This is a genomic window from Blastopirellula marina DSM 3645 (assembly GCF_000153105.1).
GTDB lineage: Bacteria > Planctomycetota > Planctomycetia > Pirellulales > Pirellulaceae > Blastopirellula > Blastopirellula marina.
In genome coordinates, this window is sequence record NZ_CH672376.1 from 2813330 (window position 1) to 2827082 (window position 13753).

Consider the following 13753-nt stretch of genomic DNA (forward strand, 5'->3'; position numbering starts at 1 on the left):
TCACGATGCTCCGTTCCAGCGGACGCCCTCTTTGTTGGTCCCACATAAATGGACGTTCAGCCCTAACGCAGCGGCCATTGCGGCTCGCGCCCAAAGGGCTCGATCGGCGGACGCCGCATCGTTGGCGTAGACGACCTGGACGTGATTCGCTTGATGCTTGGCCATCATCTGATCGCGCGTCACTCCATACGTCACGCCGTGCATGATCGGCCAGACCGGAGTGGTCGCGTCCAAGCGGCGTTGCGTTTCCGCTTCTGGCAAAGCAATCGACGCACCGCGACCGATGTCGATGTGCAGAGCGTCGTCGGCAATGTAAATTCGTGACCAGACAATCTCGCCGGGTCGCGAAACGCCAGACAGCGTCGAGCCCCCATTCGGGAAATACATCGATGGCTGGCGATAACCATGGCACTGGTTCCAGCCTCCGAGATGCTCGGCCGGCGCCGATCCCGAAATCTCGAAGACCCACACGTATTGGTCCGTCGTTCCCGACTGGTCTTCGCATCCCCAACGCAGATCATGGAGCGTTGTCTCGACCGGTTCTCCGAGCGCCCGATGCAGCCGTTGGATCATCAACGCGTCGAGCCCCGCACATTCGTCGACTTCGTTGAAATGTGGAATGCTTCGCCCGGCGAAGAGTTCCCGCTGACCAGATGCGTCCAACACCGGCGGCCGCGACGTGCTGTTGAGCGTCCCTTCGACCAGGTCGCTGGCCGGCGTCATGTCTTTCAGTCCCTGTTGGTACTGAATGCCGATCGTTTCGCAGCCGAAATGATCGGCCATTCGGACCGCAGCCACATACATGCGACATTGCTGCAACACCTGACGTTGCGTTAGTTCTTCGGCATCGATCTCGCCAAAATGAAAATGCATGCCGTTAGCTTGATACCAGGCCAGCACTTGCTCTGCTTCGGCGTCGCTAACTTCGCCAATCGCGGCCACGAGCGCCGACTGGCTTAGTCGTTCTTTGAAAACGCCGACAGGGTGCAGCAAGTGATCCGGAATGATCGCGTTGAACATTCCCATGCAGCCTTCGTCGAAGACGCCCATGATCGCTTTATCGCGGCGTAACTCGCTCGCCAATTTTTCGCCCACAGCAGCCTCTGCGCTGGGGATCCGCTGGGGATCGAGCTTCGCGACATGCTCGAGCGGGTGCTCACAGACGCCGGTTGCTAGCCATTGTTGCAAGCGGCTGGTGAAATATTCGTCAGTGAAATCGGTGCTCCAGAGCGTCGAATAGGTGACGCCGGCTTTCGTTAGTGAACCATTCAAGTTGAGCATGCCGACCAGACCGGGCCATTGTCCAGACCAATTAGCGACGGTCAAAATAGGGCCGCGATGACTGATCAAGCCGGCGAGCACATGGTGCGAATATTGCCAGACCGCCTCGGCGACGATCAGCGGCGCGGTGGGATCGATCTCGCGAAAGACTTCGATGCCGCGCTTTTGGCTATCGAGAAAGCCATGCCCAGCAGCGGTGACGCCGTGGGCGCGTTGCAAACGATAGCCGAGCTGCTCGAGGGCGAGCTGTAATTTGCTTTCCAGCGCTTGTTGGGCCGGCCAGCAGACTTGATTGGCCGACAAGCGAGAATCGCCGCTGGCGACAAGTTGAACCGAGGGTTGATCTGGGGGCATGCGTTTCAACCTTGAACGACGGGGATATCTAATTCCTGCAAAATCTGCGCGAGCTGCTCACGCTCGGGCGGGTGAAAGCTATGAAAGGGCTCCGCCATAAAATCATCGCAGATATTTAGCAGCGATAAACAGCACTTGGTGGCCTTGATGTACTTGGACGCATATTTGCCGACATCGTAGATCCGTTGGAAGTCGACGATCCGACGATGCAACTCGGCCAGTTTCACTTCGTCCTGAGTAATGATCGAATCGTAACATTCCACAAATAGACGCGGCAAAATGTTGGCGCCTCCGTTGACGCCGCCATCTCCGCCCAAACGCATCGCGGCCGGAAGCATCGCTTCGGGGCCGATCAAGATCGACCAATCTGGGCGTTGTTCTTTCAAGCGAGTCGCTTTGGCGAAATAGTCGAGATCGCCGCTGCTATCTTTTAGCCCGACGATCCCATCCAGGTCGGTCAGCTTTTGGAGCGTTTCGATCTCGAACCAAACTTTGGTCAGCGCCGGCATGTTGTAGAGCATCAACGGCAACGGCAATTCGGAGACGATGTTTCGGACGTAGGTCCGCAGTTCGGTCTGACCTGCTGGAAAGTAATACGGCGTCGACAGAACGACGGCCGCAGCGCCGGCATCCGCCGCATATTGCGCCAATGCGATCGACTCGACAAACGCCGTGTCGGTGACCCCGACCAAGACCGGTACGCGGTTATCGGTCTGCCGACAAACGGCGGCGATCACTTCCCGTCGCAATCGATAGCTTAGGCTGGGCGCTTCGCCGGTGCTGCCGAGAATAAAGAGGCCGTGTACGCCCCCTTCCAGGACGTGTTCGATCAAACGCTCCAGCCCTTCATGATCGAGTTGATCACGCCCCAAAAGCGGAGTAACAAGCGGCGGAACGATTCCATGAAATGTCGACATAGGGTGACTCGTGCAGGTCTCTTGGATTGTGAATTACAGCAGCGGTTAAGCTTCTTCTGGCGTCTGGGAGTCGCTGGGATCGCGCGGGTTCGCTTCCGCAGACTTGTCGGCAGATTGGTTGAACAATTGCGTCAACGCAAATCCGACGAGCAAAATAGTGAGCGTGCCAAATACGATGACCAGGAATTGATCAAACGGGCTTTGGGAGTCCGCCCAAGCCGCGGGCCAAATCGAAGTACGAGATAAAGTCATCCATAAGATTACCAAGACGCCGGCGATCACGGCGAGAATCGCGGAGGGGTTGCGAGCACGCCGCGAGAGAAAACCGAGCAAAAAGAGCCCCAGCATGCCACCGCTAAAGATTCCCGCCAATTTCCACCACGCGTCGAGAATGCTTTGCACTTCGATCATGGCCAACGCGGTGCCTGTGCCCAGACAGCCCCAGAGCATCGTGCTGACGTAAAGGACGATCATCGATTCTTTGGGGCTAGCCTGCGGACGATAGAAGCGTTGATAAAAGTCGGCCAACGTCAACGTCGCGGCGCCGTTTAGACTGGTAGAGAGCGTACTCATGGCGGCCGCAAAAATGGCGGCGACCAACAAACCAGAGACGCCGACAGGCAGTCCGGCGACGATGAAGTACGGAAACACGCCGTCCCCGGTCCCCTTGGCGATGTCTTCCTGCAGCGCCGGCGGCAACAGTTCGGGCCGTGCATCGTAGTAAGCGAACAGCGCTGTTCCGATCCACAAAAAAAGGATCGAAATCGGCACGTAAACCATCGCGCCTAACCAGACCGATCGACGCGCGTCGGCGTCCGACTTAGCGGCGATGTATCGTTGGATATAGCTTTGATCGATGCCGAAGTTTTGCAGGTTAATGAACAGGCCGTAAACCAGCACCACCCAGAACGTCGGCTCCGAAAGCATCAGCTCGAGACTGCCGAGACTAAATTTGTTGTGCGACGACGCGATCTCAAACAGCTGAGAGGGACCTTCCGGCATATTCAACGGAATGAGGATGGCGCAGACGATCGCTCCGGCGGCCAGCACCAAACTCTGCAGCGCATCGGTCCAGATCACCCCTTCGATACCGCCCAGTAACGTATAGAAAGTGGTTAGTCCGCCGGTGACAAGAATCAGCGTGGGGATATCCCAGCCCAGCAACTGGTGAAGCGGCAGCGCCAACAGGTACATCACCGAGCCCATCCGCGCAATCTGCGTCAACAAGTAACAGACGGCCGCATAGGTACGCGCCCAAACGCCAAACCGCTTTTCTAGATGCTCGTAAGCGGATACCGAGTTCCCTTGGCGATAGTACGGGACGAACCAGCGCGTCGCGACCCAGGCAGCCAGGGGAAGGGATATACTGAACGCGATCGCATTCCAGTTGCTAGAAAACGCTTTGCCGGGCAACGCGATAAAGCTGATGCTGCTGACGTAGGTGCCAAAGATTGAAAGCCCGATAACCCAGCCCGGCATCGAGCGACTTGCCGCCATGTAGCCTTCGGGATTGCTGCTCTTGCCATAAAACCAAGCGCCCAAACCGACGACGCCCACCAAATAAATGACGAGCACAACGACGTCGACCGGGGAAAATTGGTGCACAGAGATCTCCTCGCCTGGTATCGACACCGCGCCGTCTGACACGGTGTATCCCGCTGGTATCCCAGCAGTATGCACGGCGAAATGGGGCGATGCAACCCCTTAAATCTAATGTTTGGCGACTCGCACGCCGATCACCGTTTTTCCTTCGCCGTTCAGCCGATCTGGCGTTTGCAGTCGAGGTCGTAACAGATCCCCCGGTTCAAAAAACAACACGGCGGACGGTCGATGCGGAAGCCCGGCGAGAACGACGAAAATGTTGCTGCAGCATTGATGTTAGGAAGAATCGCATCCGGATCAACAAGGTTCGCTGCTCTGGCATTTCGCGGGGGAATAGACTAGGGTTCAGTTGGTGACACGGCGAAGATAGCCAAGCGGAAGTTAGGCGACCGGTTTGCTGGTCGGGACTTCTTTTTCGCTTCCGCTTGGGCTCGATTCGCGCCGATTAGCGATGCTTTTCCTTGGCAGGCGGCAATCGTACCGAGTAACCTACATTTCCATCGGCCATGGTCAGGGACGCACGACCACCCAATCGCCGCTTCATTCGGCTCCAGCGTCTGCAAGTGCATAGAAAGTCATGGAAAAGATTCCCCGGCGACGTCAGGCCTATCTCTATATTCAGCAGCGGATTCTCTCGGGAGATTTGCCGGCCGGCAGCCAGATCTCGGAACTTACGTTGGCCAAAGAGATCGGCATGAGCCGCATGCCGATTCGCGAAGCGATTCGGCAGTTGGAAGTTGAAGGACTCGTCCGCCAAGTTCCTCGGTTCGGCACGATTGTCCATTCCCTTGATCGAGCCGAAATGGCGGAACTGTACGAAGTGCGCGAAGCTCTCGAGAGTCACACCGCCGAGTCAGTCGCAGGCCGCTTGTCGGCCGAAGATACGCAAATGCTTTCGCTCCTCTGTAAGCGACTGCTGCAAGTGGCCCGCGAACTGCGTGAGAGCGACGAGAAGACCTTTAGCCCCGAACTGCTGCAAAGTTTTTTGGCCGCCGATATGGGGTTTCACATGGTGATATTGCGGGCAGGCGGTAATCGCCGGATGATGAAAATCGTCTCCGATCTACGCGTGTTGTCGCGCATTTTTGCGGCGAAACGAGAACCCCACAACCTGAATATCGTCGTTAATGTCTATCGATTCCATCGACGCATATTACGCGCGTTGAAGACGGCCAACGGCAAAATGGCCCGCTACTGGATGCAAGAGCACATCCGCGCCAGTCGTCGTCTGGCCCTCGAATCGTTTGATCGCCGACAAGCGCTGGGCGAAGCGAAAAATGCGATGCCGCTGGCGCTGCCGCAAGATTTGCTGGAAGAGCTTAATCAGATCGAAGCGCGCGAAGCGAATAAGACTTAAGCCTGCTGTTGCGGTTGACGGTTCAAGCCGATCTGGCGAAGCGAGCCGGAGTCGAAATTTGCAATTTCGCGCTTACCGCGCGAATCTTGGCGGTACTTTCTTTCGCGTCATTGCTTCCCCCATCGCCTCCTTCTGATTACTGTCAGAAAAAACTACTTGATTTCACGATTTGCATGACCTATCTTGGGATCCCAGCGGGATGCAATGCGTTTTCGCGGTGTTTTTCGTTCGATTTGTTACGACTGCGGTCGCGTTTCGTAAGCATCGCCGTCTTACGCTCGTTCCTCGAATCACCACGTACGAACTTCTCGCTTTCCTACTCGTTCCCCCCAACGCTTTCTAGCTCTGTCGGAGTTTCGACTGACGATGAAGATTACGCCCCCCCGCGTTTTGTCCGCCTGTTTGGTGCTACTCGCTACGCTGCATCTGAAAGCGGAAGAGCCGCTGCAGCCGGTGCTGTACGGCGACTCTGAGTTGAGCGTTGACTTGGGAGTCGGATTATGGGCTTGGCCGTTGCCGATGGATTGGGATGGAGATGGCGACTTGGATCTTGTCGTTTCGTGTCCTGACGTTCCGTTCAACGGATCGTATCTGTTTGAGAACCCCGGCGGCGATCCGAAGCTGCCGGTTTTTAAACCGCCCGTAAAAATCGGTCATGGAATGCACTCCCTGCAAGTCTCCTACGTAGACGGCGTACCGCGAGTCTTATCACCGGCGACCGAGTGGCGAGACATCCGGGAAAAGCGACTCACGCAGAAAGCCAGCATCTATCCAAAATCAAACATCTACAAAAACAAAGTGCGGGCCAATCAATGGCGCTACGCCGACTATGACGCGGACGGCGTGCAGGATTTGATCGTCGGCGTCGGAGATTGGAGCGACTACGGTTGGGATGATGCATTCAATGCCCAGGGAGAATGGACGCGTGGACCGCTGCATGGCTACGTTTACTGGATCCGCAACCAAGGGACGACGGATAAGCCCAAGTACCAAGAGCCGGTGCAGTTAGAAGCGGCTGGGGCGCCGGTCGACGTCTTTGGCATGCCGACGCCCAATCTGGCCGACTTTGACGGGGACGGCGATCTTGATCTGTTGTGCGGCGAGTTCCTGGACGGCTTCACTTACTTTGAAAACGCCGGGACGCGCAGCGAGCCGCATTTCGCCGCAGGTCGCAAGCTTACCGTCAACGGTCAGCCGTTAAAAATGGATCTGCAAATGATCACGCCGACGGCGATTGATTGGGATGCGGACGGCGATGTCGATCTCATTGTCGGTGATGAAGATGGTCGCGTCGCGCTGGTCGAACATACCGGCAAGATCGTCGACGGCGCGCCGCAGTTTCGGCAGCCGCAATACTTCCAACAGCAAGCCGATCGCTTGAAGTTTGGCGCGCTGGTCACGCCGTTCAGCGTCGACTGGGATAACGATGGCGATGAAGATCTGATCGCCGGCAACTCGGCAGGCTACATCGCGTTTATCGAAAACATCGACGGCGGCAATCCTCCGAAGTGGGCGGCTCCTCGCAAGCTAGAAGTCGATGGCCAGCCGATTCGCGTTCAAGCCGGCGAGAATGGTTCGATCCAAGGCCCTGCCGAAGCGAAGTGGGGATATACCACGCTCAACGTCGCCGACTGGGATCATGACGGCCGGTTGGATCTGATCGTCAACTCGATCTGGGGCAAGATCGAGTGGTATCGCAATCTCGGCGGCACGCCGGCGAAGCTTGCCGCCGCGCAACCGATCGAAGTGCAGTGGCCCGGCGCGCCTCCCAAGCCGGCCTGGAACTGGTGGAATCCCAAGGGTAAAGAACTCGTCACCCAGTGGCGAACCACGCCGGTCGTGATCGATCTGAATCAAGATGGTTTGAACGATCTGGTCTGCTTGGATCACGAAGGCTACTTGGCGCTGTTCGAGCGACGGAAACAGGGCGAAACGCTCACCCTGTCGCCTGGCAAACGGATCTTTACCCAACCCAATGGAGAGCCGTTACGCCTCAACGAAAAGAACGCAGGCGGAAGCGGACGCCGCAAGCTTTGCTTTGCGGATTGGGATGGCGATGGACGCTTGGACCTGTTGATCAACAGCCGCAACGTCGACTTTTTCCGCAATGTCTCGACCGAGAAGCTCCCCTGGGCGTTTGAGAATCGCGGTCAGGTTCACGAGCATCGCTTGGCCGGACACACGACGAGCCCGACCATCGTCAACTGGGATCAAGACGCGCGTCCCGATCTGTTGATCGGCGCTGAAGATGGTCATTTTTACTATCTAAAGAACAACGAGGCTCCGGCCTCGACGAAATAACTCGTAGTCCTCCTCGTGTTTGCGCCGTCCGTTGGATGGCGCGAGCATCCGATGATCCTGAATTCCTGTCACTGCGGCGTGAGTTGGCGTCACTGTCGAATATCGCGAAGTCGTCAACGACACGCGAATCAACAATACGTTCCGCCGTTTGACTAGCGCCGCCAGAAAGTCCGTCAGGCTTCCCCGCAGCGCAACTTTTCTCGAGGTCGATCTTCTCCTGTTCTCATCTATTCCCCGTTAGGAGAGTATTTTCATGAAAACCAAAAGTTTGAATCGCGGATTTACGTTGGTAGAGTTGCTGGTCGTAATTGCGATCATCGGCGTGTTAGTCGCGCTGCTGCTGCCGGCGGTGCAAGTGGCGCGCGAAGCGGCGCGACGCATGCAATGCTCGAACAATTTAAAGCAGCTCGGCCTGGCGCTGCACAACTATCACGATACGTTTGGCGCATTTCCGACGCTGAAAGGAGGTCCCGAATATGGAACGTCGACCGGGACCGGTTTGATTCTGCGGCTGGGGCCGTTCCCGCGGATGTCGGCGTTTTTAGAACAACAAGCGATCTTCGATATTACAATGGGGCCGGTGACGACCGCCTCTTACAGCCACCCTGTGGGAGACTACGAGCTTTCGATGTTGATCTGTCCCAGTGACATCAATGACGGCGCGTTGGCCGGCACTAGCGGCAAGCTGAACTACGGTTTGTGCGTCGGCGATAATCGGATCAATCAAGACCATACTGGAACCTATCGCGTTTCACGCGGCGTTTTCACCAATCTGTCGTGGACCCGCATCGCCGACATCGCCGACGGCACAAGCAATACCATCGCCAGCGCCGAATATGTTCGGCCCGCGAATCACGGCGACTTTGGCGATATCACCAATCTGAACGGATCGTTCACCTTGTCAGAGTGCACCGCGTCGTACGACAACACGACGAAGCAATACGCAGGCTCCAGCTTTTTGGCAGCCCGCGGCTGGCGTTGGCATGATGCGTTCGTCGCGTTTACGGCGGTTCAGACCATCCTGCCCCCCAACTCGCCAAGCTGTTCAACAACCAGCGGCTGGTCGGCCAGCACCGGATCGCAATTCGGCGTCTACTCGGCCAGTAGTCGGCATCCCGGCGGCTGTAACGTGTTGATGTCGGACGGCTCGTCCCGTTTTGTCGCCGAAACCATCGACTCTGGCTCGATCGCCGCCACAATCCCGACGACCAGCCAAAGCGGTTCGACTCCGTTTGGCGTTTGGGGCGCGCTCGGCACCAAGGCGGGCGGCGAGGCCGTCTCGCTTCCCTAATTCTTCGTGACGTGTTCCTTATTTGCACGGGAAACCTCGACGCGTTGATCCATTTAAGTTCACGTTATTCAGCCTCCCTGATATGAATCATCGGAATTGTCGTGATGCCCCAGTCAATGCAGGAGTTACGTATGGTCGCGCGAAGTAGTCGGATATCCGCCGTTGCAATGACGCTTTTGCTCGCTAGTCTCACGCTCGGGTGCAACCGCGGTCCCGCACTGCCCGAAAACTTGCCGCCGCTTACGGCGTGCACTCTGCAGATTCAATACAAGCAGGCGCCGGTCAGTGAAGCGACGGTCACGCTAATCCCGTCTCAGGGCAATTGGGTTGGCGTGGGGCGAACCGACGCTTCCGGAAAAGCGGTCGTGCAAACGCAAGGACGCTACAACGGCGTCCCGGCAGGCGATTACACCGTTACTGTCACCAAGTACGAGCCGGAGGCCGATTTGCCCCCTGATCCTACTTCACCCGAGGAAGACGCCGCGTTGGCGCAGTCCGCTTCACGCCCAAATAAACGCAAAGCGTTGGTGCCAGAGAAATATACGAAGTCGGAAACAACCGACCTGCGACTAACTATCACCGATCTTCCGGTCGAAAGAACGCTCCAACTTTCGGAATGAGTCCTTCCATGAATTATCGCCAATGCATTGCGGCAATCCTGGTCTTGCTGGCTAGCGGCGCACTACATAGTGATGCGGCGCCGACCAAGCCAAACATCGTCTTCATCCTGATCGACGATATGGGCTGCAAAGACGCCGGTTGCTACGGCGCGACCAACTTTTCAACGCCGCATATCGATCGCCTGGCGAATCAAGGGATGCGGTTTACAGATGCTTACGCCGCGCCAGTCTGCTCGCCTACGCGGGCCAGTTTGATGACCGGCAAGCATCCGGCGCGACTTCATCTGACCAACTTCATTCCCCAGATCGGGCGTCAATTGCCGGCGGGTAAGTTGATTCCGCCGGGCTTCAATCATGTGCTGCCGCTCGACGAAAAGACGATTGCCCAGGAACTGCATGCCGACGGGTACCAGTGCGCCATGATCGGAAAATGGCATCTGGGCGAAGAGCATGGCCCCGAGTATCGACCGCAGAACCGCGGTTTCGATCGTGTGGTGTTGAGCGAGCATCATGGGATCTTCAACTACTTTTATCCGTTTGTGGATCAGCAGAAGTGGCCCTATGCCGGACCGCTTCCCGGTAACCCCGGCGATTATCTGCCAGATCGGCTGACCGACGAAGCGATCGATTTTGTCCGAGAGAATCGCGAGCGTCCCTTCTTCCTTTACCTTTCTCACTGGTCGGTGCATGGGCGATACTTTGCGCCAGAGTCGTTGATCGCCAAGTATCGCGAGCGTGGACTTGAAGAGCGCCCAGCGATTTACGCGGCGATGATGGAAACCGTGGACAACTCGGTCGGTCGACTGATGGCGACGCTCGACGAATTGAACCTAGCTGACAACACGCTGTTTGTCTTTATGTCTGACAACGGCGGCGAGCGGATCACGTCGATGGCGCCGCTGCGCGGATCCAAGGGATCGTTGTACGAAGGGGGCGTGCGCGTCCCGCTGATCGTCCGTTATCCCGGCGTGGTGAAACCAAACACCACTTGCAGCGTGCCGGTCATCAGTCACGATCTCTTTCCGACCTTTCTTGATTTTGCCGAGCGGTCGTATCGGGACAACAAGCTCGACGGCCACAGCATCGCCGGCTTACTGACAGGAGAACAGAGCGAGCTCGACCGCGACGCGCTCTATTGGCACTTCCCGCATTATTGGGGATCGACCCGGCCCTGCAGCGCCATGCGTCAAGGACGTTGGAAACTGGTCGAACACTTGGAAACCGGCCGCGCCCAACTTTACGACTTGAGTTCCGACCCCGGCGAGCAACGTGATCTGGCCAATGAAATGCCGCAACAAGCGACGGAACTGCGCAAGATGTTGGCCCAATGGCGAACCAAAGTCGGCGCCCAAATGCCGACGCATCCCTGAAAATTGGCGAACCGACGCTTGCGATCTCGTCATCTCTTCACGATTGGCCTGGTTGGCCCCGATAGCTCCGCTATCGGGGCCAACGGGACGCGGTTTGGCTAAATGGCGCAACCTCTGTCGCGAGGGTTGTGACTCTCTAACAGATAAGCTGGCTCACTGCTCTACCAATTTCGCGCGACAAAAGAGCCAGCTTGCGCACATAAACGCCCGAATTGAGCGAAGTGCTGCAAAAAAAGATTCCACGTGCAATCGAAAGTGACTAGGTTGCATGAATGCAGCGGCAGGTTGCATGAATATTTTCTAGACGACAATTTTGCGAACTGGTAAACTTCAAGCCCCACCTTGCCATACCGCTACTCGTTGCGAACTCCTTCGTAATGAGTCCCTCCTGCAACCTATAGTGCGAACCATGATGGTCCTCCCTACTCGCCATTCGATCTGGGGCAAGTGGCGCTGCGGCGTTTTAGGCGCGGCGTTCGCATTGCTAATCAGCCCGATGGTCTCGGCGGCGGAAACGACGCCTGAGAAGGTGAGCTTTGTAAACGACGTCGTCCCCGTGTTGACCAAAGCGGGCTGCAACATGGGAACTTGTCACGCCAAAGCAGGCGGCGGTCAAAACGGGTTCCAACTCTCTCTGCTTGGGTTTGAAGCGGCGGAAGATTATGAAAGTATTGTGCGTGAAAGTCGCGGGCGACGTCTGTTTCCTCCTGTTCCTAAGGAAAGCCTGCTGTTGTTAAAAGCAGCGGCCGAAACGCCGCATGGCGGCGGAGTTCGCTTGCCGAAGGACTCGGAAGGTTACGAGCTGATTCGTCGCTGGATTAGCCAAGGAGCCGCTTACCGACCAGAAGCCGATCCTGACCTGCAATCGATTGAGGTTCAGTCGGATCGCAGCTTGATCAACATGGGGCAGCAACAACAGCTAAAAGCAATCGCGACGTTTTCTGACGGCAGCCAGCGAGACGTCACCAGTTTCGCGCTCTTCGAATCCAATTCAGAAGCGATGGCCGAGGTTTCCGCGGATGGGCTCGTCAAGATTCATGACATCCCCGGGCGCGTCGCGATCATGCTGCGTTACCAGGACAAGTCGGCTGTCTTTACGGCGGCGGTTCCGTTAGGAGCGTCGGTCGGCGATTTGCCGGCGCCCAAAAACTTTGTCGACGAGTTGGTTTTCGCCAACCTTACCGAGATCGGCATCCCCCCTTCCCCGGTCTGTGACGACGCGACGTTTATGCGTCGTATTTCGCTCGATCTCGCCGGACGTTTGCCGACGGCGGAAGAAGCGAAAGCGTTTCTGGCCAGCACCGAGCCGAACAAACGAGATCAACTGATTGACCGGCTACTGCGCAGCCCCGGCTATGCCGACTTTTTCGCCAACAAGTGGACGTCGTTGTTAAAAAACCGACGTGACGACGCGAGCGACATTACCTCGAACTTCGCCTTCCATGCGTGGATTCGCGATAGTCTGCTAGAGAATCTCCCTTACGATCAGATGGTTCGGCAGTTGTTGGCGGCGACCGGCACGGTGGTCGCGAATCCTCCGGTTGCTTGGTACAAGCGCGTGAAGGAACCCAAGGAACAGTTGGAAGATGTCGCCCAGTTATTCTTGGGCGTTCGTCTGCAATGCGCCCAGTGTCATCACCATCCGTTCGAACGCTGGAGCCAAGATGACTACTACAGTCTGTCGGCATTCTTCAGTCAGATTGGGCGAAAGCCGTCTGACACGCGCGGCGAGGATTTGATTTTTCATAAGCGCGGAATCGCCGCGGCGACCAACGTCAAAACCGGCGTCGCCCTCAAACCGGCTGCCCTGGGAGATGACGTCGGCGCGATCCCCGCCGACCGCGATCCCCGTCTGCGTTTGGCGGATTGGCTTGCGAAGCCTGACAATCCGTTCTTCGCCAAGGCGCTGGTGAATCGGTACTGGAAACATTTCTTCAAGCGGGGATTGATCGAACCGGAAGATGATATTCGAGACACCAATCCTCCCTCGAACCCAGAACTGTTGGCCGCGTTGGAAGCGCACTTTATCGAGAGCGGTTATGACCTCAAAGCGTTGGTGCGCGTGATCACGCAATCGAAGGCGTACCAATTGAGCGCCCTGCCGAACGAGTACAACCTGGTCGACGAGCAAAACTACTCGCGCTACTATCCACGCCGGATGCAGGCCGAAGTGATGCTGGACGCCGTGAATGACTTGACAGCGTCGCCGACCAACTTCGCGAACCTGCCGCCGGGAACGCGAGCTGTAGGCTTGCCTGACAACAGCTACAACAATTCGTCGCTATTCCTGCGCGTGTTCGGCCGTCCCGACAATTCGAGCGTCTGCGAATGCGAACGAGTCCAGTCTTCCAGCTTGGCCCAAAGTCTGCACTTGATCAATTCGGCCGAAATCAAAACAAAGCTCAGCGCGGCCCAGGGACGCGCCGCGACCTTGGTCAGTGCCGACGTTCCGCCGGAAGAAAAGATCCGCGAGATCTATTTGGTCGCGTTCTCGCGCGAACCGGATCCGAACGAAATGGAAATCGCACTCGACTATCTCCAGCAAATTCCGACTGACGCCGCCGGAAACCCGCTCGGCGCCGATCAAGCCGCCCGTCAGAACTTTCAGGACCTAATTTGGGCGATCATGAATTCCAAAGAGTTCCTGTTTAACCACTAGA

9 protein-coding genes are annotated in these 13753 nt (G+C 57.0%); 6 read left to right on the forward strand and 3 right to left on the reverse strand.

Annotation, left to right across the window (positions count from 1 at the left end):
- From DSM3645_RS13365 to DSM3645_RS13375, 3 genes are read right to left on the reverse strand one after another with little or no spacing between them, the layout of a single operon-like run.
- Nucleotides 1-1635, reverse strand: a complete 1635-nt coding sequence (locus DSM3645_RS13365) for an L-fucose/L-arabinose isomerase family protein (protein WP_002652728.1) — start codon at nucleotides 1633-1635, stop codon at nucleotides 1-3.
- A gap of 5 nt (nucleotides 1636-1640) precedes the next feature.
- Nucleotides 1641-2552: a dihydrodipicolinate synthase family protein gene (locus tag DSM3645_RS13370; protein ID WP_002652729.1), complete on the reverse strand. Its 912-nt coding sequence runs from the start codon at nucleotides 2550-2552 to the stop codon at nucleotides 1641-1643.
- A gap of 45 nt (nucleotides 2553-2597) precedes the next feature.
- Nucleotides 2598-4157 carry a sodium:solute symporter gene (locus tag DSM3645_RS13375; RefSeq protein WP_050769375.1) on the reverse strand — a complete coding sequence of 520 codons (1560 nt, stop codon included), beginning with the start codon at nucleotides 4155-4157 and terminating at the stop codon, nucleotides 2598-2600.
- Between the two features lie 574 nt (nucleotides 4158-4731).
- Between DSM3645_RS13375 and DSM3645_RS13380 the strand changes: the two genes are divergently transcribed.
- From DSM3645_RS13380 to DSM3645_RS13405, 6 genes are all read left to right on the forward strand, one after another.
- Entirely contained in the window at nucleotides 4732-5511 is a 780-nt protein-coding gene (locus tag DSM3645_RS13380; protein WP_002652732.1) for a GntR family transcriptional regulator, read from the forward strand.
- Nucleotides 5512-5877: 366 nt separating this feature from the next.
- Nucleotides 5878-7812, forward strand: coding sequence for an FG-GAP repeat domain-containing protein (locus DSM3645_RS13385; RefSeq protein ID WP_002652733.1), 1935 nt, complete (start codon nucleotides 5878-5880; stop codon nucleotides 7810-7812).
- A gap of 253 nt (nucleotides 7813-8065) precedes the next feature.
- Entirely contained in the window at nucleotides 8066-9103 is a 1038-nt protein-coding gene (locus DSM3645_RS13390) for a DUF1559 family PulG-like putative transporter (protein ID WP_002652734.1), read from the forward strand.
- Nucleotides 9104-9270: 167 nt separating this feature from the next.
- Nucleotides 9271-9723 (forward strand): carboxypeptidase-like regulatory domain-containing protein, encoded by a 453-nt coding sequence (locus DSM3645_RS28275; protein WP_002652735.1) that lies wholly within the window; start codon nucleotides 9271-9273, stop codon nucleotides 9721-9723.
- Nucleotides 9724-9731: 8 nt separating this feature from the next.
- A complete protein-coding gene (locus tag DSM3645_RS13400) occupies nucleotides 9732-11093 on the forward strand; it encodes a sulfatase (protein ID WP_050769376.1) in 1362 nt (453 codons plus the stop codon).
- Between the two features lie 409 nt (nucleotides 11094-11502).
- Nucleotides 11503-13752 (forward strand): DUF1549 domain-containing protein, encoded by a 2250-nt coding sequence (locus tag DSM3645_RS13405; RefSeq protein WP_002652737.1) that lies wholly within the window; start codon nucleotides 11503-11505, stop codon nucleotides 13750-13752.
- Nucleotide 13753 lies beyond the last annotated feature (1 nt).

What these genes read in the sequence shown, in the direction of transcription:
- DSM3645_RS13405 (WP_002652737.1), top strand. Translation starts at nt 11,503, where the DNA reads ATGATGGTCCTCCCTACTCGCCATTCGATCTGGGGCAAGTGGCGCTGC.
- DSM3645_RS13380 (WP_002652732.1), top strand. Translation starts at nt 4,732, where the DNA reads ATGGAAAAGATTCCCCGGCGACGTCAGGCCTATCTCTATATTCAGCAG.
- DSM3645_RS28275 (WP_002652735.1), top strand. Translation starts at nt 9,271, where the DNA reads ATGACGCTTTTGCTCGCTAGTCTCACGCTCGGGTGCAACCGCGGTCCC.
- DSM3645_RS13385 (WP_002652733.1), top strand. Translation starts at nt 5,878, where the DNA reads ATGAAGATTACGCCCCCCCGCGTTTTGTCCGCCTGTTTGGTGCTACTC.
- DSM3645_RS13370 (WP_002652729.1), bottom strand. Translation starts at nt 2,552, where the DNA reads ATGTCGACATTTCATGGAATCGTTCCGCCGCTTGTTACTCCGCTTTTG.
- DSM3645_RS13400 (WP_050769376.1), top strand. Translation starts at nt 9,732, where the DNA reads ATGAATTATCGCCAATGCATTGCGGCAATCCTGGTCTTGCTGGCTAGC.
- DSM3645_RS13365 (WP_002652728.1), bottom strand. Translation starts at nt 1,635, where the DNA reads ATGCCCCCAGATCAACCCTCGGTTCAACTTGTCGCCAGCGGCGATTCT.
- DSM3645_RS13390 (WP_002652734.1), top strand. Translation starts at nt 8,066, where the DNA reads ATGAAAACCAAAAGTTTGAATCGCGGATTTACGTTGGTAGAGTTGCTG.